The sequence below is a fragment of the Candidatus Pristimantibacillus lignocellulolyticus genome (genome assembly GCA_023639215.1).
Lineage (GTDB): Bacteria > Bacillota > Bacilli > Paenibacillales > Paenibacillaceae > Pristimantibacillus > Pristimantibacillus lignocellulolyticus.
Window position 1 is genome coordinate 1,298,175 of record CP097899.1, and the last position, 26,608, is coordinate 1,324,782.

Below are 26,608 nucleotides of genomic sequence, written 5' to 3' on the forward strand. Positions count from 1 at the left end.
TTATGCAATGGACGAAATAAATTAATCTTTTGTACAAAATATCGATGCCCTATGCTAATGGACGAATTAAATGACTATTTTACAAAGAAAAAAGGAGGTTGTGATTACCTTCGGTTTTCAAGTAATGTTCTATTATTTGTTGCTTTCTACTAATAGAGTTGTAATAGTATCAAGCTGCTGTTCAAGAGAATATGGATCTTCCATAACAAATTCATCTCCAAATTCTCCGTACATATAAACATTTCCTTTCTTAACAGCCTCAACACTATTCCACATAGCACTACTTAAAATTTCATCTGCATCTTCTTGGGAATTAATATATACAAAGATATGATCACCCAAATATTCTGGTAAAACTTCCTGTGATACCAATTCAAAGCCTTCAGTCATTTGTAGCGCCTGTTCAGTTGGTGGCAATTGAAGCATACTATAAATTGTCGGAGCTCCGTAGTTTCCACCTTCAGCTGCTAATACATACAACGCTTTGGAACCAATCTGTACAATCGATACCGTTTCACCATCTTTGACAATCCCTTTTATTTGTTCTCTAGCTTTCACTACGCTTGCTTCATATTCAGTGATCCATTGCTCGGCTACATCCTGCTTACCGAAGATTTCGCTAATTCTTCTAAATTTCTCAATAGGATCAGCTGTGGACAAACCTTCCCAATATGGAATGAATACTGTTGTGCCGACTTTTTCATATTGTTCAATATTATCTTCAATTGAGCCAATGATTAAGTCTGGTTCGAGTTCAAGTAATTTCTCTAAATTCATTGGAAAAGCACCTAAATTTTCAATCTTTGAAATCGTATCCTCTGTTATTCCTGCCTTTTCAAACCAACCCTCGTTCAACATACCTTCTCTTACACCAATAGGCATAATACCTAACTTAAGCAAGTGACCCATATATTGATCAGACGCCACACGTTGTGGATTTGCCGGAATTTCTACATCCCCCTTTAACGTCGATACAATTCTTGTATCGACTTGATCCGTTGCCTTGTCAGCTGGAATGTTATTTTGAGATGATGCAACTCCGCTATTCGCTACTGTTTGCGAATTTCCATTATTATTTTGTACGTTAGAACAAGCACTCAATAGCAAGGAGAGACAAAGCATCACCGTCATAGCCGTAACTTTCATATTTCTGTACATCTTAATATTCACTTCCCCTTCTAATTGATAATGATTTTCATTACTACTGTAATTGTAGCGTCTCAATTTGGAAGGGAGAATAGCATTTTTTCTTCTGTAAGGTGGCAATTCTTCACCTTTGTTCGTTCGCAGCCAATTATTTTTATATTGGATAGGCGATACTCCTTCTATACGCTTAAAACTCCGGCTTAAAGAATATCCATCCAAATAACCTACACTTTCTGCAATTTCTTGTAATGTAGCATTCGTTTCTATCAATAGTTTTTTGGCATGATAAATTCGTAACTCACTAAGATAGTGCATCGGACTTGTGTTCATATGTAGCTTAAATAATTTAGATAAATAACCTACGCTGCATTCAAGTTCTGTAGCCATCGTCTCTAAGGAAATGGATTCAGCATAGTGCTCCTGGAGATAGTGAATTACTTGAGCAGTCAAATCTGGTTTAACAGGCTCAATGCGTTGCATCTCCATTTGACGAATAAGTTCAACTATAAATTGATACATTAACGCCTTAACTTGTAGCTTCTCCCATTCTTTCTTTTGTTGCCATTGTTGAAACATGCTATCGAAGCTTCTATATAACGGTAGCGGATATAGTGGTTCGAATGCATACTGTGAATGAAATAAGCGAGTATTTCCCCATAATTCTATTAATTCACGACGTGCAGGAAGCGGCAATATCGCTTTATATAGCACCATGTAATATTCAAATGCTTCCTCTGCAGTAATATCTAGTCGTAGCCCCTTTCCTCCGTGAAGAAGATAGAAGCGTTCCACAAGTTGAACATACTCATTCATTTTTATCTGTGCTGTTCCACGAACTGTATATAAAAACGTACTTGTTGGAAATTGATAGTTAACTAACTGCTCTCCCATTTCCAACTTAATATGACGTACATCTATTATTTTTATATAGGCATTGTTCCATAGTAGAAGATGACTAGCCCAATTCATCGTGATCACTAACTCCTTTCTTTCATAAATTCAGGTGCACAAATCTTGCTTTGCTTCATATTAAATGTGGAATAACTATGCTAACACTCGCAAAATATCTTCAATTTTTCGATTATGAGATAACACTCCATAGTTCATCCAAGCATAGAAGTCTACCTCATATACCCGATTACCTTTCACAGCGGGTAGCGCTTGCCAAATGGAAGATTGCAATAACTCTCGACCTGCTCCAACCTCGTCCTCTTTCTCGAAAGTAATAAATATATGATCTGCATCTAACTTCGATAGAGCATCCATAGATAGATTGACTCTCCTTTCATCAGGAGAAATCCGTTGAACCATAGTTGGCTGTGCAAGACCGAGATTTTGATAGAGGAGTGGTCCGGTGTAGCCTCTTGTCGGACCACCATATAGATGAATCCTATTGGATGCAATACGTAGCACAGCTACTGATTCATTACCTAATGTTTGAGAAAGTTGAGCTCTTGCTTGTGCAATATGCTGTTCATGTTCATCAATAACGATGGCGACCTTATCCTTACGTCCAACTATCGTACCAATTGTCTGAAGTGTTTCTCGCCAATTCTCCGCACTACTAAACAGTTTATATACAGGAGATATTTGACTGCACTGCTGTAAACTCCAACGTTCATATCCTTCGCTCAATATGATGAGTTCTGTATCATATTCAGATAGTATTGACCAATTTTCTGCCGTAACATCAAATGTCGGTACCTCACTCATATTCAAGTATTCCTGCTGTCCCCATTGTTTGTGTGAACATTGCAATACCGGCTTAACGTCTAGCGCTATTAAAAAATCTTCGAGAAAAGGCGCAAATATGTTGGAGTTGGCTTTATAACCGCTTCGATATTTTCCCGGAGTTAATCCTACCTTATTTTTGAATTTCCTATTAAAGTAATATTCCGTACTATATCCGATCGTTTGAGCGATCTGTTGTAAATTATCTTCTGTCATCAGTAATAATTGCTGAGCTTTATCAATTCGTAGTGTATTCAAATAATCAATTGGAAGTTGACCTGTAATTTCCTTAAAAAGCTGAGTATAGCTTGAACGATTGGTAGAAGTCATCATTGCAAGTTCTTCAATACTAATCGATTCATGAAAGTTATTATTAATGTACTCAATAGAATCTTGAATATCTTTGCGTAGGTGAGTATCGCGATTAGTACTACGAAATTGCTTCAAAATATATAATAATAGCTTTTGGAATCTAAGCTGATTCTCCATCTGCTCTAGTTCATCTATGAGCATATGCTGCTTATATAACTCCTCTGCTAATAACAAGCAGGAAGAGAATGATTCACAGCTAATAATCGCTTGTTGCAACAATTTGTCTAGTAATGGCTGACCAGTTACAACGGATTCTGAATTGAGACTTCCGAATACTTCAAAGCCAATTCGATAATAAGTAAGAGCTTCATCTCCCACTTTAATAACAATTGCTTCGCCAGGGGGAAGAATAACACAGTCTCCAATTATTACTCTTTCACGCACTTTATTTTTCAGAAAGATGCCACTCCCACTAGTAATAAGCAGCATCGTATACGTTGAGGATACGATTAAAGGAGAACGTGATGCTGGTACTGTCACAAACTCAATATCTCGCCATTGATAGACTACGTTAGATACTTTGTACACATCTGGTTGCTGATCATCCATATTTGCCTCCCGTTATTAAATGATAATGATTATCAATATCTATTAACATAGTCTAATGTAAAAGTTTGTTTCTGTAAACAGCAAGAACCGCCACTTCTCTCAATTGAGAAATGGCGGTAAATATAAGTATGAATATATCATGTAATTACGGATCTGTTATTCCTTCACCAATAATTTCAGTAAATCATCAAGCTTCAAGAAGTTTGAATAGATTGCGCCAGATTGCCAGTGTGATCTTTCTACTTTATAGACATGATCATTAGCAAAGGCCGGTACCGCCTTCCATAGTGGACTATCCAGTAGCTCAATAGAATCTGCATTTTCTGGAGAATTCCAATCGCCGTTAGATACTAATACGATAATATGATCCGCATCAAGTGTGGCAAACGCCTCTTCTGACAGAATTTCTTGGAAATTTTCCATATCCTTTACAAGCTGATGTGGTTCAAGACCGAATTTACTATATAATTCACCAACAAACCGATTTTTAATTCCAAATAAAGCAATCGTTTTGTCACCAGTATTCACTCGAATAACAGCAACCGTTTCTTTCCCGATGGCTTGTTCAAATTTCACTTTTGCTGCTTCAACATCTTCTTGATACTGGGCCAATACACTTTCTGCCTTTTCAGGTATACCTAGAACGTCTGCTACCGCTTTTAACATTTCTTCTGAACTTGATAGTGCTTCATCAGGTATGCGGAACGTTGGTGCGATTTTGGAATACTGATCATACTTCTCTTTATCGCCCCCACCATCCAATATAATAAGATCAGGATCCTCTGCCATCAACGCTTCCAGGCTACCTGTTACATCAAATAATGGCGCGTCTAGCTTAAGATATTCCTGCGTACCCCACATCGGATTATACCATTGTACAACTGGTTCAACATCAAGTGCCTTCAAATAATCCTCGACATAAATACCCGCTACGCGCTTAGGGTTAACTGGAATCGTAACTTCGCCAAATTCACCCATTACTACTCTTGTTGCCACTTCTGTAGTATCTACATCATTATTTTTGTCCACCTTTTGCTGGGATGAACTTGAATTCTGTTCCGATGACTGTTCTGTATTGCCTTTATTGTTAGCAACTGAGCCACATGCAGTCATAACGATTAATAGCAACAATACAATCGCTGCCTTTATTCCTTTTGTTGACTTTCCTATCATTTTTAACTCACTCCTATAACGTTATTGTAACTGATTTTCATTCTCAGTTGATATGGACTATAATATTCCTTTACCCAACTAGAGACAATACACTTTTTATTTCAATATTTTATACTATTCGTAACCTATCTATTTTTTTATGAATGCAAATTACGATGACAAATGTAATTTGCATTCATATTCTTCAAATACTAAACATACTAAAAAGACCTTACATTACGTAATAATGTAAGGTCTTTTTAGACACCATTATTGCTATATATGTTGTCGATTCGTTTCACGATATTGCTTCGGCGTCAAACCTTCTAGCTTTTTGAACATTTTTATGAAGTAGCTAGTCGTTTGCAGCCCAATACTAGCAGTAATCTCATCTAAACTATCATGTGATTCCAATAGCATTTTTTTGGCGGCAATCATTCTGCAATCTGTTATATAATCTGAGAAGCTTTTACCCGTGTTCTCTTTGAAAAGCACACTGAAGTAACTTGGATTTAAGTGTACATGTGCAGCAACTTCTTTTATTGTAATTGGCATATGAAGATTAGTTAGTATATAATTCAATGCTGACTCGATATATGGATTTTGAATGTTGGGTTTTTGCCCTTTAGTTTCTTCATCCAAATTCAATAATAGCCGTTGTACAGTTTCAATTAGCTGCTCTTGTTGAATAGGCTTCAACAAATAATCTGCCGCTCCCAATTGCAAACCTTTTTGAGCATAGTTAAATTCAGCAAAACCCGTCAATAGAATCGTTTTCAGTGAATTATGTTGCTGGCGAATCGCAGTTAATAACTCCAATCCTGTCATGACAGGCATTCTAATATCAGTGATTAGAATATCGTAACTGTTGCTTTGGATAAGTTCAAATGCTTGTTGACCATTTTCCGCTGTATCAATTACTAGTTTATCTTTGCCCCATTGCTCTAACGTTATTGCCACTCCCATTCGGGAATTAAACTCATCATCTGTCACTAATATCCGGAAACTCATCGCTAATCACCTCTCAAATGCAGTCAATAAAGGTAGAGTCAATTTTACTGTAGTCCCTTTATTATGTTCGCTTTGCAATGTTAAACCATATTGTTCACCATAATGTAGCTTTATGACTCGATTAATATTGAATAAGCCAATCCCTTGGTTTTCAGTAACAAAATTCCGTTCAATAACTAACTGCTTTTGGATATGATTCAGATCTTGAGTTGAGATCCCTAGTCCATTATCTGAGACGATAACTTCAATGTTATTATTCTTTCTTTCTACCGTTACCGTAACTTTCCCTCCGTTTTCTAATGGCTCGATACCATGAACGATCGCATTTTCAACAAGTGGCTGAATAACTAATTTCGGTAGTATGCAACTATGCAGTTCATCATCACACGTTATAGATAGCTCCAGACGGTCTTGCCATCTCATTTTCATTAGATCGGTATAACGCTTTACTTGGTCTAACTCTTCTTTAATCGTCACTAATCCATCTGCTCGCTTGGAGTGAATGGAATATCGGAATAAGTCTGCTAATTGAATGATGGATTGTGCAAGTTCCTTCTCACCTTTACGAATATGATCCCAGTAGATGGAATCTAATGTATTGAACAAAAAATGCGGATTAAGTTGGGAGTGTAGTGCTTTCAACTCACTTTGACTTTTCATAAGTTCTTTCTCATATACCGATGTAATCAAATGATCAATCTGCCTAACCATCTGATTGTAGGTAAGATTGAGCTGATTCACTTCTTTATTGAAATATTGAACTCGATTTTCTTTCGGTGTACCATGTTTACTGCCTTGAATAATGGTTGTAAGTCCCTTTATTGGAGACGAGATAAGATTAGCTAAGAAGTACGATATGATCGCGAATACGACCACGCTTAATATGCCTAGCAAGATAAGTATATCTCTCAAGAAGTAAAGATCAGAGTAGACGGTGGCTCTTGGCACCATCATCTGTAACGCCCAGCTCGTCCCTTTAATTTTCCGCTCGAATACAAGATATTGATCAAGTTTCCCTTCTACCTTCCCTACCGAAAGTAACTCTTGTGGCTCAATCGCTTGTTGACTATGAATGGATTGATTTCCGCTATCAATAAGGCGCATAATCGCTCCTTGATCTTGAGCCCGCTCTGTCATCGCCAAATTGACCAATGACGGCTTCAGACGAACAACAAGATAACCACCATTACTATAGTTTTTCTTTTCTAATCTAACTTGCCGAATTGCGAGCAGATATTGGCTATCCAACTGGTCTACGCCTATCCATATCATCGCACCAGCATTATCTGATATATTAGCCTTATCGATATAGTACTGCGGAATTCGCTCCTCAATTGTAGTGTTTACAATTGGATAAACACTACTGCTCTTATTGTATATTTCAATATCATGTATCGTATCTGAATAAGCTGTCTTATCAAGTAATAGCTTTCTCAGTATCATTCTGTTCTCATAGGTCGTATTCTGACCTTCATATTCACTCGTCAATATATCTTGGGTACGATCATCGATCGCCAATTGTAATGTTAATACGTTAACTTCATTCAATAATGATTCTACTCTACCACTTGCTTGCTCTGCGATTTCTTCAATATAGAGCATCGTACTTTCCTTTTGTTCCTTAGCTATTACAATATAAATTATACTAACTGTTAGCGTTAATAGTATTGCTGTTGTCATAATAAATCCAATAAATATTTGCCCTTGTGTATATTCAAGTCCTAACTTCCGAAATATCCGCTTCATCCTTATACCTCCTTCCCGCTACATATAGATAGAGTCTACTCCCTAAAGTAGGAGCAGACTCTAATTTATTTATTGTCCTGGATAGATCATTACTTTAATACTTGTATCCTTTTGCGTTCTTGCCATTTCTACAGCGGCTTTAGTATCATTAAGACTGTATTTATGCGTAATCACTTTTTCAATATCTACGCTTCCGCTTGTAAGTGCAGCAATTGCTCCTGGGTAAGTATTAGCGTAACGGAATAATCCATACACATTAAGTTCTGAGTCAATAATTGTATTAATTTCAACAGAAATTTCATCTGCTGCAGGCATACCAACTAGAACGATACGTCCACCGCGTTTCACTGCTTTAATAGCATCTCCAATTGCACGACCATTACCAGAAGATTCTACAACGACTGTTACTCCGCGACCGCCAGTCAACTCTTCGATTGCTTCCTTAACATTAACCTCCATAGGGTTAATAACCGCTGTAACACCCATCTCTTTCGCAAGCTCTTGTCTGAATGGGACAATATCTGTAGCATAAATTTCACTAACACCATACATTTTAGCTGCTTGAATGGCAAGCAAACCTATAGGTCCTAATCCAGTAACAAGTACACGATCAGCTGGAGTTACTTTGGCACGATTCATCGCATGAATGCCTACAGATAGCGGCTCAAGCAAAGCACCTTGCTCATAGCTAATTCCTTCAGGTAGCTTGAATAAGAAGTCACTACGAATTGTAACATACTCAGCCCATGCTCCATCTACTGGTGGAGTTGCCATGAATACAACGTCGGGACAAAGATTGTAACGACCGGATTTGCAATATTCACAACGTCCACATGTAACGCCAGGCTCAACGGCTACGCGATCACCTACAACAACATTTTGCACAGCAGAACCAACCTCAACCACTTCTCCAGCTAACTCATGCCCTAAAATAATTGGTTGTTCTACCACATAACGACCAATGCGACCATGTTCGTAATAATGTACATCTGAGCCACATACGCCGATGCAATATACTTTAATTAACGCTTCATCAGCTTTTGGAACAGGGATTGGAACCTGTTTCATTTCCATATCTAGCGGTTTATTCAACACCGCAGCAGTCATTAATTTAGTAGTCATTATTATTCCTTCTCTCGATAGACAAAATAGTCAAAATCTGCGTAATTCCCACTACCACCTAAATCTTGAGCACATATGCCGATGAAAGCACCCGTAAAGCCTTGATCTAGTGCATATCCGTCTTTAATCAGCTCTGCATTTTCATCTGAAATTTTCGAAGCATCTAGCACTGGACCTATTTCGTTCCATTCTCCTTCAATTGTAGCGTAATAGAATTGGAGACTTTCGCCATCAATGACCGCCTTCAAGTAACATCTCTCGCTACCTTCAATCGAGATAGGTTCATCAATCGGCTCATCATAGATCCCTCGATCACTTTGCATAATACTAACGCATTTGCCTTTAGACTCATCCCAGCTAACATGCAAATAATAATAATTTTTCGTATTGTAATAATAAATAAGTCCCGCAAGTTGCTGATATGAGTTAGGAGTAAATTCCAATACCGTTTCAGCCTCTATCTCAAAAGCCTGCTGTCTACGTGCAATAAGACTTTGTCTATGCAGTGAATATAAAGATTCTCTACCTACTAATCGTAAATATCCAGGGCGAGCTTTCAGTGAAGCCCATTGTTCGTTCATTGGCTCTCTTAACGTACTAAAATCAATAGATAGCTTATCTTCATCAAAATGCTCAATCCACTCTGTACGTGCAGGCACATCTGCAATTTCCGCTAGTTGTGGCGCTGGTACTAACACTTCAGGACCATTATGACCGTGGCTTAGTTGTAACCAACCTGCATCATTCCACTCCACTGGCTGAATGGCCGTCTCTCTTCCTAGAATACAGCTATTAGAAGCAGTAGTTGGTCTACCACATAGATGAACCATATACCACTGTCCTTGCTGAGTTACAACTAAACTTGCATGACCAGCTTTTTGCAAAGGAAGGTGTGGTTTATCTCGTGATGTAACAATAGGTCCACTTGGATCAGTCTCATATTGCCCTAGCAATGTACGAGATCGTGCGACTGTCTCTGCGTGTCCAAAACGTGTACCACCTTCCGCAACTAACAAATAATAATAGCCTTCATGTTGATAAATATGCGGACCTTCTGTTAAGCCTAACGATGTCCCATCATAAATACAATGAATATCACCAATTAGCTTTTGTTGCTCTTCATCATATTGTTGAATAATGATACCACCAAAAGGATTTTTCCCTTTTCGATGATCCCATTTTAAGTTAACAATCCATTTGGTCCCGTCTTGATCATGGAACATGGAAGGATCGAATCCACTACTATTTAGATGAATAGGTTCGGACCAAGGACCACATATATGCTCTGCGGTAACTAAGTAGTTATGTGTATCCTTGAATTGACCCATATGACTTTTCACATCGGTATAAACCAAATAATACGTGCCATTACTATAGCTCAAGCAAGGTGCCCATACCCCACCGGAATCTGGGTTTCCAATCATATTCAACTGACTTAGTCGCTGCAGTGGATGCGTTAGCAAGCTCCAATTTTTCAAATCCTTTGAATGATGAATCTGTACACCTGGGAACCATTCAAACGTCGAAGTAGCGATATAGTAATCGTCTTCTACGCGAATGATGGAAGGATCGGGGTTGAAACCCCGAAGTATTGGATTTTGTATGAATGACATCGTCTAGTCCTCCCGATTAGCTCTCATTATTTTTGAACTTTTGCAAGTTCTTCGGCTACATTAGAATTTGCATCACTTACGATAGCTCCGACAACGTTAAGGAATTGATCCGCACGTTTCGCATCTAATGCTTGGTCATAGTAACTGAAGAAGCCTTTAAGTTGTTCACTAATAGCAGTATCATATTCAAAGGATAGTGGATGCATATTTGCTTCTTCTAGTCCTGCTGTTTTCATGGGACTAATGTTTGCACCTTCATTGATTTCTTTACGCTGTGCAGAATCTGTTAAGAATCGAATAGCTTTGTATGCTGCATCTTGATTCGCTTTAGCAGAAACCGCCATACCTACACCAAAACCACCGTGGTACACATTAGTGCTGCCTTTTCCACCCTCAACTGTTGGGAATGTTACGAAACCAATATCTTTAGAAATTTCATCATTTAGGAAAGCATCCATTGCCCATTCACCTTGCAAGTACATTGCAGCGCGACCAGTTGTAAATAGTGTTTCTGCAGCTGCATAATCTAGTCCTAAAAATCCATTAACGAAACCTTTATGATCAATTGCAAGTTCTTTCAAAAGTTCTCCAGCTTGTACAAAGCTTTGTTGAGTGAAATCAGCTTCACCACTCTTAGCTAACTCAAATGGCTCTGTTCCACCAATACGTTCTGCAAGATATGAATACCAGTGCAATACCGGCCAACGATCTTTACCAGATACAGCAATTGGAATGATATCGTTTCCATTCAATGCATCAACAACCGTTAGAAGCTCGTCAAATGTTGTTGGAGGTGTTAAGTTATTGTCTGCGAATATTTGTTTATTGTACCAAAGGGATACACCACTGAATAGTACTGGAATACCATAGTTTTTATCATCATAAGCAAATGTTTCTAGACCACCACTTAGTACATCCTCTTTGAATGCAGCATCAGCATTTAATTGCTCCGTAATATCGCCAAGCATATTATTAGCTACTAAAGTATCAAATGTTTCACCACTCCAGTACGTAATTAGGTCTGGCAATTGGTTACCTGCAATAGCAACTTTCATTTTTGTTTTTAGTGCTTCATCTTCAAAGAACTCTGCTTTTATCTTAATATCAGCATTGGCTTTGTTAAATTCTTCAATAGAAGCTTCAATCGTACTTTTATTTCTGGATTCCATACTCCACATCGTTAGGGTAGTCACATTATCAGACTTGCCACTGTTTCCAGCATTGTTACTCGAACATCCTGCAACGACTAGCATGATCATAACCATAACTAAGACTAAACTTTTCTTCATTGTATAAATCCCCTTTTGTGTTAGATTTCCTATTTTCATCTATAGTTGTTCATAAATATGTCAGTCAGTTGCTTTTTCTCTATCCTTTAACTGAACCGGCAACTACACCGTTTTGAATATATTTTTGCAAGAACATATATAAAATGATAATAGGCGCTGTTGTAATTACAAGTGCTGCACTAATTAATGAATAGTCCGCACTAAAGTTACCTTTGAAACTCATTAATCCAAGTGGTAACGTTTTAAGTGAATCCTGTGAAACCATAATCAATGGGAATACAAAATCATTCATAATATTGAAGAAGGACAGAATCGTTACTGTAGCCAGAATAGGCTTAGCTAACGGAAAATATACTCTAAAGAAGGTTTGGTATATGTTGCAACCGTCGACGATTGCTGCCTCTTCCAATTCCTTCGGTATCCCTCGGAAAAATCCATGAATTAGAAAGATTGCTACCGGTAAATTAAAGGCAATATACGGGAAGAATAATGACCAAAATGTATCGTATGCACCAACCTTATTGGCAAGTGTAAATAACGGGATTAATGTACTATGAACCGGAATTAACATCCCTAAGAAAAAGGCACCTAGCAATACTTTCGATCCTTTGAAAGGGCGTACCGATAAGTAGAATCCAATAAGAGTAGCCACTAATAGTAAGCCGACAACTGAAAAGAACGTAATGTAGACACTATTGAATAAATATTTGCTGATCCCTTGATTCCAAGCATCTAAGTAATTACTAAACTTCCATACAGAAGGTAAACCCCAAGGATTTTCAAAATATTCTTTATTGGATTTGAACGATGAAATCATCATCCAAACAAAGGGATAAGCTGTAAAGATCAAATGGACAAGCAGGATAATATATAATACAGCTTTGCCAATACCTCTTGAAAGCTTACTTTTTTTAGCTTTTGCTACACTCGGGTGATTTGTCTGCGCTTTAACAACTGAATTCATGTATTCATCTCCCTATTGAAATTTCTTCGTTCCTTGTCCCAATCCCTTAGAGATAAGGTAAGCTAATACTAAACCGAATAGGAGTAAGAAGGTAGAAATAGCACTTCCATAACCAAAGTCCATAAGACGGAAAGCATTTTTCATCATGTAACTGGCAAGTACTTCACTAGAATTATTAGGACCACCGCCAGTCATAATATAGATTAGATCAAAGTACTTCAATGAATTAATGACACAGTTCAATACGGTGAACGTAATCGTAGGCCAAATTAGTGGAATTTGAATGTTGAAAATAATCCTTAATTCACTTGCACCTTCAACTCTTGCAGCTTCCATAACTTCTTCGGATATACCTTGTAGTGCTCCATAATATACGATGATGTAGAATCCGATAAATTGCCATGCAACTACTGCAATAACTGAACCCAGTGCAGTTGCTTCCTCACCTAACCAAGTATGTGTCCACTCAGACAGTCCAAGATTCATGAGCAAATTATTCAGTAAGCCAAAGTTTGGATCATATATTTGCCCCCATAATATACCTAATACCGCTGTAGATAGCATTACCGGTGTAAAGTAGATGGACTTCAGGAAATTTGATCCTCTTAATTTGTAACTTAATACAATGGCAAAAAATAAACCAAGCGGTAATTGGACAGCTAATGCGCCAAGTGTAAGATATACTGAGTTTTTTAATGAGATCCAAAGAATTGGGTCATTTAGCAAACGTGTGTAGTTATCCAGTTCTGTGAAAATTTTCGCAGAAACTCCATCCCACTGAAACAAGCTATAGTACATACTCATTAAGATTGGAATAATAATGATTCCTGCAAAAATGAGTAATGCGGGACTCATAAAGAAAAACTGGCTACCTAGTCTTTTTATTCCCTTTTCATGCATATCAATATCTCTCCTGCCTCTGTAGACTAGGAACACCGATATGGTGTATCCGTTTACAATATTGTAACAGCGCTTACATTATTTTTGATGCAACATCGTTTGGCTAAAATAGCTCTTTGATTAGATATTTGTAATTTCATCATATAAATTTAATTTTTTTGAAATTTGTGCAACAAAAAAGTCTCTGTACGATGATTATCGTACGAGAGACTTTTAATTTATCATTTATTTAAATAGATCAGATAAGTTAAACAATATATGACTCATCTGCGATATGCGTTACTCGATTTCGACCGCTCTCCTTAGACCTGTATAAGGCTTGGTCCGCTTTCTTCATTAACCCCGCTGAAGTTTCATCTTCATAGAAGGTTGATATACCTATGCTCACGGTAATACGACCTGTTACCCATGAAGCATCCTCGATAAGTTGACGTAATTGTTCCGCCATAATTTTAGACTCGGCAATATCAGTCTTAGGCATCAGTAGTACAAATTCCTCACCACCATACCTAGCTGGAACATCGTCTGTTCTTGCAAATTTCCGCAAGATAAAGGCAAGTTGTTCAAGTACTTCATCACCCACTTGATGACCATAGGTGTCATTCACTTGTTTAAAGTGATCGATATCAATCATACATAAAGAAAATGGTTTTTCTTTACGTGTATAATTGAACATTTGATCTTCTAATTTTTCTTGGAAGTATCGTCTATTTTTCAATCCTGTTAATTTATCCGTTACAGATAGTTCGATTAAAGATTCATTAATCATGATAAGTTCTTCTTGTTTCTGTTCGATCTCATTATTCAGTTTCGTAAGTTCTTCTAACGCTCGATCTTTTTGCCAATAAGCTTCTTCAATTTGAATTTTCGCTGTGCGAAGTTCTTGCTCATAATTCATCCTTTGACCCATTTGAACAATAATAAGATCAAAAACTTCTACATCATCAACAAGTAGCCTTTTACCATTTATCAAACATGCAACAGCAATACCTTCGCTATTTTTCAAACTAATAATTAATTCATTGACATGTCCGTGCAAATTAATAAACGGATAGAAATACGAATGAAAAATAAGCTTATTGGCGGTGGACATTAATCCTTCGATATGCTGATTAAGCAAACTATGTTCGCTATATCCCATTTGCTTGAGAAAAGTATTATTCACAGAAATTATCTTGCCCTCATGCGTAATGGAAAGATATCCGCAAGGAGCATTTAGTAACCGATCATCCATTTCTTAATCCCTTTCATTACGTCATTACAAACTATATTACTTCAAGATATTGTGTAATGGTCGTAAGTGTTTCTGTAGGGTGGCTTATATGAGGATAATGTCCCTTTGCTTCCATTAAACATAGCTCACTATTGGCTAGATTTTTATGCAAATAATGACCTACTGCCTTCGGAACCACACTATCCTCTGCACATTGCATAATTAAAGTAGGCGTTGAACATTTCGCTAGTTCCGTTCGATAATCCGAGAAGAATGTTACTTCTGCAAATTGTCTTGCTATAACAGGATTGCTGCTCGCAAAGCTTTGCTCTAACTGTTGCGAAAATTGTGGCTGATCCAAATTATTCATAGCCATGGGAGCCATGAAGCTTGCCCATCCCGAGAAATTCATCTCCATCATCTCAAGCAGTTCCAAAATATCACTTCGCTCAAATCCACCATAGTAACCATTCTCATCATTCAAATAACATGGGGATGGACCTATCATAATCAGCTTTTGGAACAATTCAGGGCGCTCTATGGCAGCTAGCATACCAATCATAGAACTAATTGAATGACCAATAAATATAACATTTTTTAATTGAGCATCATCGATAATCTCTAGCAGATCCTGCTTATATCCGTTAAGAGAACTATAGCGTTCTGCTGTATACGCACTCAAATCCGATTGGCCGGAACCCACATAATCAAATAGAACAAGTCTATATTTCTTTGCAAGACTAGGGGTAATATATTGCCACATATTTTGGTCACAGCCAAATCCATGAGCAAGTATAATTACTTGTTCCCCTCCTCCTATCATCTTCACATTATTACGTACAACAACATCCAACATAATATGTTCTCCTCCAAAATAACGTATTCCTTTCATTTTAAACCACACTACTTAAATTTCAAGCTAATTATTGTGATTAAGAGTTATTTATTTTCCATAATTTTTCTGATCTGTATGAGTAGCTACTATAACAAATGGTAAACACTTATAAAGTTAGACTTTAATAATGTAGTGTTGCAAGAGAATTATTCGACATAGAATAGGAAACTTTTTTTGAGATCCTTCAACTTTTTCTCATGCTTAAGGCGTCTATAATATATACGTATTTATTACTTGAAAGAAGGATCCTACAATGAAGCCAAATTTGGAGAGAAGATTAATCGATTACATTATGAATAATAAAAATCGATTTTATCTTCTTGCGTATAGCTATACACATAATGAACAAGATGCGCTCGACATTGTCCAAGATAGTATTCGCAAAGCGTTAGAACATCTTGACAGTCTGCACGGCGAACCTCAAATGAAAAGCTGGTTTTATCAAATCGTTGTTCGGACATCTATCGATTTCTTACGTAAACATAAGAGAACTTCCGTTGTTGAAGATCAAGTATTGGAAACGATGATGACAGCGCAAATGGATACTTACACTGATCTAGACTTGCAGGTCGCACTTCATCAACTACCAACCATATATCGTGAGGTCATCATATTACGATTTTTTGAAGATATGAAAATTGAAGATATAGCCCATGTACTTAATAACAATATAAACACAGTCAAAGCCAGGCTATATAAAGCATTGAAAATTCTTAAAATAGAAATGCAAGACGAAGAAGGAGCGAGTTGTAATGGATAAACGATTAGAACAATTAGAAAAAGAATATACTTCCGTACAAATCCCCGAGCAATTAGATGATATGGTTCGTTCAAGTATCTCTAAGCATAGGCGCAAAAAACACTATGGACGCAGATGGGGATTTGGCTCGGTGGCCGCTGCAGTATTATTCACTGCTTGTCTTAATGTAAGTCCAGTTATGGCCAAATCTTTATCAGATATTCCTGTACTAGGTAATGTTGTGAGCGTGCTAACTTGGAAAACTTATACGGTGGATAAAGATAAATACTCTGCTAATATTACTGTTCCAGAGATTGAAAATAGCGGGTCTGATAAAATCACTGCTACTCTGAACGAGAAATACAAACAAGAGGCCGAAGCTCTTTACGATCAGTTTATGAATGACATGAAAGATATGGAGGCTATTGAAGGTGGAGGTCATCTCGGTGTTGATAGCGGATATGAGATTATTACTGATACTGAGCAATTACTGACTATAAGTCGGTATACAGTAGAAACGGTTGGATCATCTTCAACTGTTATTAAATATGATACGATTGACAAACAGAAGGAACTATTATTGACACTTCCTAGTTTGTTCAAAAATGACCAATACGTTCAGATTATTTCAGAGAACATAAAAGAACAGATGAGACAACAAATGATCGATACGAATAATGATATCTATTATTGGGTTTCTGGCGCTGGGATTGCTGATGAAGATTTGTTTGGTGAGTTCATTAGGATCGATCCCGAGCAAAGCTTTTATATTACCGAAGAAGGCAAGTTAGTAGTTGCTTTTGATAAATATGAGGTAGCACCAGGATATATGGGAAATCCAACTTTCGAAATTCCAAGTGAAATTCTTCAAGATGTACTTGTTAGTGATCAATATATTCGCTAACATGCATATCTGATTAACATTACACTCATTGTAAAACATAATGTATTATTAAACGGCTCTGCTTGCATTGAATGCACAGGAGCCGTTTTTATTTTTAGAGTATCTACATACTTCTAATCAATAAGAAATTGCAACTATTCCTTTATCCACTGCGTCTAATTTATACAATAACATTAAGGCAAAAGGAAGAAGTAAGGGCGGTCATGTACTAAATCGACGATGATATGAAACTAATTTGTTGACGATTGTTGAAACTCCTATGCGAGTTTGCATGTAGAATTCAGTAGAGGATACTACTTCCAGTAACAATTATTAATTCATTAGAATATAATCATATCGAGGTGTTATAAATGATAAAATTTAATAAAACAATGCTTAATAAAAAGATAGTATTAATATTATTTACTTTCACTATTTTATTTATAGGTTTATTCGTTATTAACAATGTAACTATTAAGGGATCGGAATCAAATATAGCTAATGCAGATACTGTGACCTATACAGCAACTGCCAACTTGAATATTCGTAAAGGTCCCTCTACTGCCAATAAAATTATAACAACCGTTACAAAGGGTACACAGCTAACAGTTACTGAAAAAGCCAAGGATGGATGGATAAAAGTAAATTTCAAAGGGCAAATAGGTTATGCCAGTAGTCAATATGTAAAAGTATCAAATTCTTCATCGAACTCTAGTAAGGCAACTACAGGTAAAGTAACCTATACAGCAACTGCTAACTTGAATATTCGTAAAGGTCCCTCTACCACCAATAAAATTATAACAACCGTTACAAAGGGTACACAGCTAGCGGTTACTGAGAAAGCTAAGAATGGTTGGCTTAAGGTTAGCTTCAAAGGACAGATAGGTTATGTCAGTAGCCAGTATGTAAAGGTATCGAACACGTCTTCTGATGCCATTCAGGTTATTGCAAAGCCTGAAAGTATTCCAGTTCTAGTCAATAAACAAAATAAGCTCCCAGAAAATTATGTACCAAAAGATTTAGTATATACATCAATACCGTTTACTTTTAAGGAAAAGACAGAAAAGAAAAAGATGCGAAGTGAAGCATCTACAGCAATTGGGGAATTATTTAAGGCTGCCAAGAAGCAAGGAGTAAATCTTCTCGGTGTGTCTGCATACAGATCACATACTACACAAACTGCCCTATTTAATTCTTATGTAAAAAGAGATGGTTATGATAAGGCAATCACATACAGTGCATTACCTGGAACAAGTGAGCATGAAACAGGGCTTGCGATTGATGTTACAGGAGGGGATGGGAAATGTGCTGCACAGGATTGCTTTGGGGGTACTAAAGAAGCAAAATGGCTACAAGATAATGTTGCAGAATATGGATTTATTATAAGATACCCTGAAGGAAAAGAATCTATTACTGGTTATAAATACGAACCATGGCATCTTCGATATGTAGGTAAATCAAAGGCTCAAACTATTATGAGTAAAGGTATTACTCTTGAAGAATATTTTGAATCTGAGCTTGTCTATAAGTAAGATCACTAAATAATTAACTATACCCTATAGAGTAGACATATAAATAGTCTACCTATAGGGTATTTTTTGTAAATTAATCATTAACTGCCATAACACCTAATGGACCATCATCAACGACGATATCTGCAATATCATAGACGGATATCGGAAATATTGGAAAGCCAAATACATAAGGTGTAATGTCATATAATTGATAGTAGAGCACTAATGTTTTATCAGCAATATAGAATGACTGTTCAGGATCAATTGTAGTAAATGGCTCAAATGTCTCAATGCCACGTTGCTTAATTTGATCGGCAACTAACTTAGATAATCGGCTTACATAATCACTACCGGCTATAAATAATTCAGAAAGTACATACTGCTTTTCTTTCCCCATATCGAACGTCATCGACTTCAAATACCGCATACCATGCGCGGCATGAGCATGATACGCCGAATTAGATTGCGTAATGCTCAATATATTACGCTGATTATTTTTCACTTCATAAGACCCCATCATAATGCTTAACGTTTCAGGAGAATCACCAATTAGCATATGAATAAGTTGCTGCGTCTGTTCTGCCAATCTGTTATTCACTTCTTGTTGCCACTCTTTATTAGTTACTCCAACAACTTCGGGATAAGAGACGATTTTTTCTGGCCCATTGGATACGATATTTGTCTGAATGCATAACGGAAACATCTCTGACATTATCAATCATCCTCTAACTTTTTTTCTATCTTATTCTAAATGGGCTTGTGTCGTGAGAGATGGCTAATTGTTTTGTTACGTTAATACTTTCAGCTAATTTTTAGTGCTTATATTGTTGAGTAGCTTTATAATAGTACATATAGAACATATTCCAAAAAATTACTATTATATATAATCTATGAACTCAATGTCTGTATACAAATAATTAAGGAAGTGACTCGTATGGGGATTTCATCAATTTCAGGAGGTAGTTCTTTTGCCGTATCAACATCTGATAACAGCACCTCAAGTCTTGAAAAACAATTGGTTAAACTTATGAAGCAATTACAAGAAGTTCAAAAGAGTGATGATGATGAAAAAACAAAACAAATGAAGATTCAACTAATTCAACAACAAATTCAGATGATTCAGCTACAAATTCAGCAAAAACAAGCAAATGCTGCTAAGGCTGAAGCGGAGCGTGCTAAGGCTTCTCAAGAAGTTAATAGCAACTCAACTTCAACAACATCTGCGAATAATATACTTAACAATAGCACGTTCGATTTACGTGTATAATTGTAAGTTATACACGTAAATCAAGAAGGGAACTATGCTTATATCGCATAGTTCCCTTTTTTAGTTCAACCTACGATTGATCCTTCCTGTACATAGTCATCTAGTCACCTCTTGGAAATAATGCCCTACAAAATATTATTCCCTTCTTTATCGCGAACCACGCTTAATTATATTAGTAGCCCAGTTCCTTAAGCATACGTGATAATGTACTTAATCTTTCTCCGATTAATTCACCATCTTCACTTAATACTTGATTGAATAGCTTAATGTCTTCGTCTATTCTCTCATTATTATCGCATACACCAATGGTCATCGCATCACCTTGTAATCCCACACGTTCGATGACAGGATTTTCTGGATTATACAGTTTCTCATAACGATATGCTTCTTGAAAATGTAATTTCGATTGGCACACCATAATCGCAAGATCGATTACACGATGTAAAGGTAGTTCTTCTGATTGTCTCGACCACTTACCTCCCGTATGTCTCCACACTTTTGCAGAAATATCGAGTTTCCCGCGATCATTCCACTGTGCCAATCCAAGTGAGATTCCTTTTGCATCACTATTGTAAGCATATTTTCCATCTACATTCTCATAATTTTCGCAAACAATTACCGGTTTATGTTTTAACGTTGTTGGAATTTTCATTGTTAATCCTCCTGGGATTCGAATTGTTCAATTTAGTAATTTACTAATTTACTAAATTACTAACTCCAAAAATATAATACTTCACTATACATCTAAAGTCAACAGGAGGATACATCTTGGATAATATCAAACTCCATTTTATCGCTGGATATTAACATACTATTGCGTCCATACTATTTTACAGTATGTCAAAATAGTATGGATCGATTTGCAGTGTTCAAAAACAACAACAATATAATCATTTGCCGCGTATAGATTTTCATGATACGATAACATAACACCTTAAGGTGTTACTTAAAGGAGGATAATTATGAATACTGAAGAAACTTTACAAGATATACGTAAAACAATTGTGCTACAAGCACCTATTGATAAGGTATGGAAAACCGTTGCCACATCAGAAGGTATTGCAAGTTGGTGGATGCCTAACACTTTTGTAGCCGTTGTCGGAAAACAGTTTATCCTACATGCCGCTCAATTTGGAGATTCACCTTGTATCGTCACCGATATTGAACCACCTTATCGTCTTGGATTTGACTGGGGCAAAGATTGGCATTTAGAATTTCAATTGAAGCAATTATCTGATACAACGACTGAATTCACATTGATCCATTCTGGCTGGGATGCTAATACGATGACCGAATTTGGTCAACCACATTCCATTATTCATAGTATTATGAACGGTGGTTGGGACAGTATCGTACAGGACAAGTTACCTTCAATTGTGGAGCAATCATAAATGACCGCTCCAGTACTAAAGCAAGATGTATTCCAAGCAATTTCTGACCCCACCCGAAGAACAATGCTTGTACTACTTGCAAATGGTGAATTGCCGATTACTGCGATTACTACTCATTTCCCTATTTCCCGTACTGCTGTCAATAAACATTTATACGTCCTGAATGATGCAGGGCTTGTAAGTAAGCGAAAGCTTGGGCGTGAAACACGTTATCGATTGGAGGCCGCACCGTTAGTTCAAATACAAGATTGGCTTTCATTCTTTGAGGTCTATTGGGATAATCGCTTATTAGCTTTAAAAAACATTGTAGAACAAGACTAACATAAGACCATTCCATTTCTATTGGAATGGTTTTATACTTCTATTGATACTTATTTTTCAATGTATCGTCATGACTTATTGCAGCATGAACATCTTAATATAATATCCTACTTTTGAAAGGAGTTAGTGACATTGAAATATAGACAATTAGGTAAAACAGACTTACGTATAAGCGAAGTTAGCTTTGGTACATGGGGAATTGGAGGGGACTGGGGGACAGTCTCGGATGAAGTCTCTTTACAAGCGTTACATACCGCTATGGAGCAAGGTGTTAACTTCTTCGATACAGCCGATGTATACGGTAATGGACATAGTGAAGAACTGCTAGCCAAAGCTACAGCAGGTAGGGAATCAGAAATCTATATCGCTACAAAATTTTGTCGCAAAGGCAATATTAATGATCCCGCCAACTATACAGAGGAAGCGGTTCGTGCCTATTGCGAAGCAAGCTTACAGCGGCTAAAGCGTGAGCAAATTGACTTGTATCAAATTCACTGTCCTTCATTCGATATATTAAAGCAAGGATTAGTATTTGAAGTACTTGATAAGTTAAAGGATGAAGGTAAGATTCGCTATTACGGCGTTAGCGTTGAAAGTGTAGAAGAAGGATTATTTTGCATGGAACAATCGAATGTTAGTGCTTTGCAAGTAATCTTCAACCTGTTCCGTCAGAAAGTATCACAACAATTGCTACCTGTTGCCCAGGAAAAAGGTGTAGGAATTCTTGCTCGAGTACCGCTAGCTAGTGGTTTACTTACAGGTAAATTCAATCAGCAAGCTTCTTTCGAGTCGAGTGACCATCGTAACTATAATAGTAATGGAGAAGCTTTCAATGTTGGTGAAACATTCGCTGGACTTCCCCTTGCGAAAGGTCAAGAACTTAGTCGTGAGCTAGCTTGGATTGCCGATGGTAAAGATAATATGACACGCGCTGCATTACGCTGGATACTAGATCACGAAGCAGTAAGCACGGTTATTCCTGGATTTAAAAATTCTCAGCAAGTACTAGATAACCTTGGTGCGCTAGATGTTCCTTCATTCACACAAGAAGATATGGCTCGCTTAGAGCAATGGTACAAAGAAAACGTTCATGCTCATATTCGTGGGTCTTATTAAGAGTACAATTGCACTTACTTTACTAATTAAGCAAGAAAAAATGTAGGTCTGACGAAATACACTAGGCTACCTCTGTGCATTATATAGAGGTAGCTATTTTTCTGTTTGCTGATATATATCAAGCAAACCATAACTCTACATGCACCTCTCCTCTATCACCGTTAACCGCAGGCATCCATCATAAATCGTACTTAATTTCGTCAACGTCTGTTCATACTGCGTTCATATTGCATCCTTAATATAAAGATGTAATCAAGAAAGGGATGAATAAATATGAACATGGCTTGGAAAGAAATTAAGAAGAGCAAAGCAAAATTTGTTATTGTTGGTTCAATCATTTTTCTTATTAGTTTTTTGACGTTTATTATTTCAGGGTTAGCAAATGGCTTATCACAAGATAATTCAGCACTTGTTAAAAGTATGCCTCAAGGACATTTTTATATGAACAGCGATGCGAACGACACTTATAATTTATCTAAAATAGATAGTGAGCGACAAGAAGAACTATTAAGTCAGTATCCAGAAGCATTCGCGTTATCGATTCAAATGGGTTTTGTAAATGATGAGAACGATAAACAACACGGTGTTGCTTTCGTTGCAGCTACGGAGTCTGATCTATTCCCAACTGTTCAAGAAGGGGAAATCATATTAAATTCTGATGTACAAGAAGATGGAATTACATTAAATGCGAAACTTACTAACGAACAATTTAGTGGACAATTTTCAGTTGTTACCTTTGCAGATGAACAAAAGTTCAGCCATGCTGATGTTGCCTTTATCCACGAACAAAATTATAAGGAAATGTATCGTACAAATTCTTTGCAAATGATATTTATTCCAGGAGATGAAGAGCCAGTTATTGAGGGAATGGTATCTTTCTCTAACAGCGCGTTTTTGAATACATTAGCTAGCTATAAGGCTGAGCAAATGACGTTAAATATGATTATATGGTTCTTGATCGCAATTAGCGGATTACTGTTCGCGATCTTCTTCTATATGATGAACGTTCAAAAAATCGGATTGTACGGAATACTGAAAGCGATTGGCGTGAAGACAAGCACATTATTCCGTATGATGTGGGCGCAAATGATTTTTGTAACCGTGATTGCACTTATAATATCGATTAGTGCCAGTCAACTATTCAATGCAGTAGCTCCTGCAGGTATGCCGTTCCACTTGACTATCGGGGCAACGATTATGTTATCAATACTATTCCTTATTATTGGTTTTATTGGTGCAACAATATCTGGTATTCAGATTAAAAAAGTTGAGCCACTACAAGCTATTCAGCAAGGAGAGATGTAATATGACTACACTAACGATATCGAAGCTAACGAAAACATTTTCCAATGGTGAAGTGAGTGAACAAATATTAAAAGGTATCAATCTCGAAGTAAATAGTGGTGAGGTTACAGCTCTTGTCGGAGCTTCTGGATCTGGGAAAAGTACTTTGCTAACGATTGCTGCTGGTCTACAAAGCGCATCTAGTGGACAGATTATGTTTCAGGGCAAGGATCTCACAACGATGTCACAAGAGGGTATTCGACAACTACGTGCCTCGCAGTTCGGCTTTGTGTTTCAATCAGCGCATCTCGTACCGTTTCTTACGGTTGAAGATCAGTTATTATTAATGCTTGATGTAGCCGAAAACAAGCTTAGTAAGCAAGATCGCAAAAAAACAGTTAGCAAAATGCTACAGCTTGTCGGGATGGAACATCGTCAGCACGCTTATCCATCTTCCTTATCTGGAGGAGAGAAACAACGTGTCGCGATTGCTCGAGCAATCATTCATCAACCAAAAATATTGTTCGCAGATGAACCGACTGCAAGCTTAGATTCTAGTCGTTCGAAGGATGTTATGACTCTTCTTCAATCGATTACGAAAAAGCTTAACATTGCAACACTACTCGTTACACATGATGAAGAAATGCTACCTTTCGCAGATCGTATCATTACAATGCGTGATGGTGTCATCCTATAATACGAAAAACAAAGGAGCTAACGAATGTAGTTTTACACTACATTCGTTAGCTCCTTTACTTTATTGTTGTTCCATTATCGCAAAATAATTATTTTCTTTATCGGCAAAGTTAAACACTTTCCCACCTGGCATTGTAACTAAGTCTCCGACCGTAATTCCTTTTTCCTTAAAGCTTGTATATAATTGCTCCAATTCACTCGCGAAGAACATTAATGATGGCGTACCAAGATTCATATCTGGTTGCATTTCCGCAACTAATGCTTTGTTATGTAGCACAAGACTTGTACCTGCTTGTAAGGACGGGGCAATTTCAATCCATTTCATACCTTGACCATTATCAGCTTCTGAAACAACTACAAAACCAACCTGCTCCGTCCAAAACTTAACCGATTCATCTTGATCATTAACATAAATCATTACTTGTCCTAATTTGGAAATCATCAATATCGCCCCTTTAACTAATTATAATCTTAGTATAATTGTCAGTATTTATGTTTGTCGATGAATTTATACTGCTCGCTTTACAAAAAGCATTACATGTTAACACCTCAATCGAGTGACCGCATCCATTTATAAAGAAAACACCAGCTATCGTCATTGGGGTTGATATTCACACTCCCACTGCCGAAACTGGTGTTTATGACTGCTTAATACTTACTCCAAATACGTGTATTTAGATCAAATTCTTCGATAAGACCAAAGAAAAATTTCAAATCTTCGTAAACTGCCTTCATCCTATACCCTGCGACATTGGTCTTATGCATCGGTTCTTCAAAATAATTAGAGTCAGAGGCTATCGCAATGCACATATATGAATCAACAAACGATATATCAATTTGTTCACTATGAGATTTTTTGAATTCTAATATTTGCTCCATCAAATTCGGAGACAATAAATATCTTGCCTCAATATCATTAGAAGTTCGCACGTTAAAATGTGCATTAAATTGTTCACTTTCCAGTTCAATCGCAATTTTCGCCGCTCTACTAGAACCTACCATTGAATATTTCTTAAACGAACCAAACATTTTTTTGAACAATCCACTACCTGGTGGAACAACATTCCGCGACTGTAATATTGTAATTCCTGAGAAATCCTTTTTGAAATCAGCAACGAACAATACTCCTGAAAATCTAGTTTCCTCTGTCGTTGATCTATTCCCTTTCGAATCCGTTGTTTCAGTAATTTCAATTAATGTTAACTCTGAAAACCGAAATTCAGTTAAGCCTAACTGCCCTATAAGCAAATCTTCGCCCGTTGTTTTATCAATGGTGAAATCAAATAATTTACAGCTTTGTATCCAGCGGTCGTCCATACGATCCTGAGGATAATAGTTACAATAATAAATATGTTTTTCACTATCTGAGAGTGTTGCACATAGTTCTACCATTTTCGATGCAAAGGGTGCAACAACATCCGACTTATACAGCGTTCGATATTGATCGGCACTTTTTTGCTTCGCTAGGTAGGCCATACTCGCTATTATTATTAATATAATCCAACCAATAATAAAATAATAGGAATGATAACTTAAACTAATAATCGTACTAATCACATTAATAAAGAACAGAATCCATAGTATTTTGTAATACTTCGATAGCTTCTGAGCAGCAAGCTCTCGAATATGATCTAACTCTTCAAGTGGTACAGTAAGTCGTGCATTAACTTCTCCGTAAGTTGGTAACATTGTTG

General features: G+C 36.9%; 25 protein-coding genes. 9 read left to right on the top strand and 16 right to left on the bottom strand.

Annotation, left to right across the window (positions count from 1 at the left end; genetic code table 11):
• Nucleotides 1-132: 132 nt before the first annotated feature.
• The 12 genes from NAG76_05345 to NAG76_05400 form a co-directional block, all read right to left on the bottom strand.
• Complete coding sequence (locus NAG76_05345) at nucleotides 133-2,115, bottom strand: AraC family transcriptional regulator (protein URN95671.1); 1,983 nt, start codon at nucleotides 2,113-2,115, stop codon at nucleotides 133-135.
• Nucleotides 2,116-2,190: 75 nt separating this feature from the next.
• Nucleotides 2,191-3,798 carry an AraC family transcriptional regulator gene (locus NAG76_05350; protein URN95672.1) on the bottom strand — a complete coding sequence of 536 codons (1,608 nt, stop codon included), beginning with the start codon at nucleotides 3,796-3,798 and terminating at the stop codon, nucleotides 2,191-2,193.
• Nucleotides 3,799-3,954: 156 nt separating this feature from the next.
• Entirely contained in the window at nucleotides 3,955-4,971 is a 1,017-nt protein-coding gene (locus tag NAG76_05355; GenBank protein ID URN95673.1) for an ABC transporter substrate-binding protein, read from the bottom strand.
• Between the two features lie 255 nt (nucleotides 4,972-5,226).
• Entirely contained in the window at nucleotides 5,227-5,961 is a 735-nt protein-coding gene (locus NAG76_05360; protein ID URN95674.1) for a response regulator, read from the bottom strand.
• 6 nt (nucleotides 5,962-5,967) lie between these two features.
• Complete coding sequence (locus NAG76_05365; protein ID URN95675.1) at nucleotides 5,968-7,707, bottom strand: sensor histidine kinase; 1,740 nt, start codon at nucleotides 7,705-7,707, stop codon at nucleotides 5,968-5,970.
• A 69-nt stretch (nucleotides 7,708-7,776) separates the two neighbouring features.
• Entirely contained in the window at nucleotides 7,777-8,829 is a 1,053-nt protein-coding gene (locus NAG76_05370) for an NAD(P)-dependent alcohol dehydrogenase (protein ID URN95676.1), read from the bottom strand.
• A gap of 2 nt (nucleotides 8,830-8,831) precedes the next feature.
• Nucleotides 8,832-10,442 carry a glycoside hydrolase family 43 protein gene (locus NAG76_05375; GenBank protein URN95677.1) on the bottom strand — a complete coding sequence of 537 codons (1,611 nt, stop codon included), beginning with the start codon at nucleotides 10,440-10,442 and terminating at the stop codon, nucleotides 8,832-8,834.
• A 26-nt stretch (nucleotides 10,443-10,468) separates the two neighbouring features.
• Nucleotides 10,469-11,731, bottom strand: a complete 1,263-nt coding sequence (locus NAG76_05380; GenBank protein URN95678.1) for an extracellular solute-binding protein — start codon at nucleotides 11,729-11,731, stop codon at nucleotides 10,469-10,471.
• 79 nt (nucleotides 11,732-11,810) lie between these two features.
• Nucleotides 11,811-12,695, bottom strand: a complete 885-nt coding sequence (locus NAG76_05385; GenBank protein URN95679.1) for a carbohydrate ABC transporter permease — start codon at nucleotides 12,693-12,695, stop codon at nucleotides 11,811-11,813.
• Between the two features lie 12 nt (nucleotides 12,696-12,707).
• On the bottom strand, nucleotides 12,708-13,595 hold the full coding sequence (locus tag NAG76_05390) for a sugar ABC transporter permease (GenBank protein ID URN95680.1): 888 nt from the start codon (nucleotides 13,593-13,595) through the stop codon (nucleotides 12,708-12,710).
• Nucleotides 13,596-13,842: 247 nt separating this feature from the next.
• Nucleotides 13,843-14,829: a sensor domain-containing diguanylate cyclase gene (locus tag NAG76_05395; protein URN95681.1), complete on the bottom strand. Its 987-nt coding sequence runs from the start codon at nucleotides 14,827-14,829 to the stop codon at nucleotides 13,843-13,845.
• Nucleotides 14,830-14,860: 31 nt separating this feature from the next.
• Complete coding sequence (locus NAG76_05400; protein URN95682.1) at nucleotides 14,861-15,664, bottom strand: alpha/beta hydrolase; 804 nt, start codon at nucleotides 15,662-15,664, stop codon at nucleotides 14,861-14,863.
• Nucleotides 15,665-15,956: 292 nt separating this feature from the next.
• Between NAG76_05400 and NAG76_05405 the strand changes: the two genes are divergently transcribed.
• From NAG76_05405 to NAG76_05415, 3 genes are all read left to right on the top strand, one after another.
• Entirely contained in the window at nucleotides 15,957-16,463 is a 507-nt protein-coding gene (locus tag NAG76_05405; protein ID URN95683.1) for an RNA polymerase sigma factor, read from the top strand.
• Entirely contained in the window at nucleotides 16,456-17,346 is an 891-nt protein-coding gene (locus NAG76_05410) for an anti-sigma-V factor rsiV (protein URN95684.1), read from the top strand. The genes NAG76_05405 and NAG76_05410 overlap by 8 nt, the downstream gene beginning before the upstream one ends.
• A gap of 350 nt (nucleotides 17,347-17,696) precedes the next feature.
• Entirely contained in the window at nucleotides 17,697-18,857 is a 1,161-nt protein-coding gene (locus NAG76_05415; protein URN95685.1) for a D-alanyl-D-alanine carboxypeptidase family protein, read from the top strand.
• Between the two features lie 73 nt (nucleotides 18,858-18,930).
• On the opposite strand, the gene NAG76_05420 is transcribed toward NAG76_05415, so the two are convergent.
• Nucleotides 18,931-19,551 (bottom strand): DUF3298 and DUF4163 domain-containing protein, encoded by a 621-nt coding sequence (locus NAG76_05420; GenBank protein ID URN95686.1) that lies wholly within the window; start codon nucleotides 19,549-19,551, stop codon nucleotides 18,931-18,933.
• Between the two features lie 222 nt (nucleotides 19,552-19,773).
• Here NAG76_05420 and NAG76_05425 point away from each other — a divergent pair, with 222 nt between their 5' ends.
• Complete coding sequence (locus NAG76_05425; GenBank protein URN95687.1) at nucleotides 19,774-20,106, top strand: FlxA-like family protein; 333 nt, start codon at nucleotides 19,774-19,776, stop codon at nucleotides 20,104-20,106.
• Nucleotides 20,107-20,278: 172 nt separating this feature from the next.
• Here NAG76_05425 and NAG76_05430 read toward each other — a convergent pair whose 3' ends face one another.
• Nucleotides 20,279-20,758, bottom strand: a complete 480-nt coding sequence (locus NAG76_05430) for a DUF6530 family protein (GenBank protein ID URN95688.1) — start codon at nucleotides 20,756-20,758, stop codon at nucleotides 20,279-20,281.
• 310 nt (nucleotides 20,759-21,068) lie between these two features.
• Here NAG76_05430 and NAG76_05435 point away from each other — a divergent pair, with 310 nt between their 5' ends.
• From NAG76_05435 to NAG76_05455, 5 genes are all read left to right on the top strand, one after another.
• Nucleotides 21,069-21,497, top strand: a complete 429-nt coding sequence (locus NAG76_05435; GenBank protein URN95689.1) for an SRPBCC domain-containing protein — start codon at nucleotides 21,069-21,071, stop codon at nucleotides 21,495-21,497.
• Complete coding sequence (locus NAG76_05440) at nucleotides 21,498-21,818, top strand: metalloregulator ArsR/SmtB family transcription factor (protein ID URN95690.1); 321 nt, start codon at nucleotides 21,498-21,500, stop codon at nucleotides 21,816-21,818.
• Nucleotides 21,819-21,950: 132 nt separating this feature from the next.
• The gene (locus tag NAG76_05445) at nucleotides 21,951-22,934 is read left to right on the top strand and encodes an aldo/keto reductase (GenBank protein URN95691.1); all 984 of its coding nucleotides are present in this window, start codon (nucleotides 21,951-21,953) and stop codon (nucleotides 22,932-22,934) included.
• A gap of 273 nt (nucleotides 22,935-23,207) precedes the next feature.
• On the top strand, nucleotides 23,208-24,239 hold the full coding sequence (locus NAG76_05450) for an ABC transporter permease (GenBank protein URN95692.1): 1,032 nt from the start codon (nucleotides 23,208-23,210) through the stop codon (nucleotides 24,237-24,239).
• A gap of 1 nt (nucleotide 24,240) precedes the next feature.
• Nucleotides 24,241-24,915 (top strand): ABC transporter ATP-binding protein, encoded by a 675-nt coding sequence (locus tag NAG76_05455; protein ID URN95693.1) that lies wholly within the window; start codon nucleotides 24,241-24,243, stop codon nucleotides 24,913-24,915.
• A 60-nt stretch (nucleotides 24,916-24,975) separates the two neighbouring features.
• Here NAG76_05455 and NAG76_05460 read toward each other — a convergent pair whose 3' ends face one another.
• Complete coding sequence (locus NAG76_05460; protein URN95694.1) at nucleotides 24,976-25,356, bottom strand: VOC family protein; 381 nt, start codon at nucleotides 25,354-25,356, stop codon at nucleotides 24,976-24,978.
• 206 nt (nucleotides 25,357-25,562) lie between these two features.
• On the bottom strand, nucleotides 25,563-26,603 hold the full coding sequence (locus NAG76_05465; protein URN95695.1) for a DUF3137 domain-containing protein: 1,041 nt from the start codon (nucleotides 26,601-26,603) through the stop codon (nucleotides 25,563-25,565).
• Nucleotides 26,604-26,608: the final 5 nt, after the last annotated feature.

Coding starts and splice junctions, on each gene's coding strand:
- NAG76_05390 (URN95680.1), bottom strand. CDS start 13,595: ATGCATGAAAAGGGAATAAAAAGACTAGGTAGCCAGTTTTTCTTTATG.
- NAG76_05460 (URN95694.1), bottom strand. CDS start 25,356: ATGATTTCCAAATTAGGACAAGTAATGATTTATGTTAATGATCAAGAT.
- NAG76_05365 (URN95675.1), bottom strand. CDS start 7,707: ATGAAGCGGATATTTCGGAAGTTAGGACTTGAATATACACAAGGGCAA.
- NAG76_05440 (URN95690.1), top strand. CDS start 21,498: ATGACCGCTCCAGTACTAAAGCAAGATGTATTCCAAGCAATTTCTGAC.
- NAG76_05360 (URN95674.1), bottom strand. CDS start 5,961: ATGAGTTTCCGGATATTAGTGACAGATGATGAGTTTAATTCCCGAATG.
- NAG76_05405 (URN95683.1), top strand. CDS start 15,957: ATGAAGCCAAATTTGGAGAGAAGATTAATCGATTACATTATGAATAAT.
- NAG76_05400 (URN95682.1), bottom strand. CDS start 15,664: ATGTTGGATGTTGTTGTACGTAATAATGTGAAGATGATAGGAGGAGGG.
- NAG76_05380 (URN95678.1), bottom strand. CDS start 11,731: ATGAAGAAAAGTTTAGTCTTAGTTATGGTTATGATCATGCTAGTCGTT.
- NAG76_05385 (URN95679.1), bottom strand. CDS start 12,695: ATGAATTCAGTTGTTAAAGCGCAGACAAATCACCCGAGTGTAGCAAAA.
- NAG76_05350 (URN95672.1), bottom strand. CDS start 3,798: ATGGATGATCAGCAACCAGATGTGTACAAAGTATCTAACGTAGTCTAT.
- NAG76_05425 (URN95687.1), top strand. CDS start 19,774: ATGGGGATTTCATCAATTTCAGGAGGTAGTTCTTTTGCCGTATCAACA.
- NAG76_05430 (URN95688.1), bottom strand. CDS start 20,758: ATGAAAATTCCAACAACGTTAAAACATAAACCGGTAATTGTTTGCGAA.
- NAG76_05395 (URN95681.1), bottom strand. CDS start 14,829: ATGGATGATCGGTTACTAAATGCTCCTTGCGGATATCTTTCCATTACG.
- NAG76_05345 (URN95671.1), bottom strand. CDS start 2,115: ATGAATTGGGCTAGTCATCTTCTACTATGGAACAATGCCTATATAAAA.
- NAG76_05435 (URN95689.1), top strand. CDS start 21,069: ATGAATACTGAAGAAACTTTACAAGATATACGTAAAACAATTGTGCTA.
- NAG76_05450 (URN95692.1), top strand. CDS start 23,208: ATGAACATGGCTTGGAAAGAAATTAAGAAGAGCAAAGCAAAATTTGTT.
- NAG76_05370 (URN95676.1), bottom strand. CDS start 8,829: ATGACTACTAAATTAATGACTGCTGCGGTGTTGAATAAACCGCTAGAT.
- NAG76_05355 (URN95673.1), bottom strand. CDS start 4,971: ATGATAGGAAAGTCAACAAAAGGAATAAAGGCAGCGATTGTATTGTTG.
- NAG76_05420 (URN95686.1), bottom strand. CDS start 19,551: ATGTCAGAGATGTTTCCGTTATGCATTCAGACAAATATCGTATCCAAT.
- NAG76_05455 (URN95693.1), top strand. CDS start 24,241: ATGACTACACTAACGATATCGAAGCTAACGAAAACATTTTCCAATGGT.
- NAG76_05375 (URN95677.1), bottom strand. CDS start 10,442: ATGTCATTCATACAAAATCCAATACTTCGGGGTTTCAACCCCGATCCT.
- NAG76_05410 (URN95684.1), top strand. CDS start 16,456: ATGGATAAACGATTAGAACAATTAGAAAAAGAATATACTTCCGTACAA.
- NAG76_05465 (URN95695.1), bottom strand. CDS start 26,603: ATGTTACCAACTTACGGAGAAGTTAATGCACGACTTACTGTACCACTT.
- NAG76_05415 (URN95685.1), top strand. CDS start 17,697: ATGATAAAATTTAATAAAACAATGCTTAATAAAAAGATAGTATTAATA.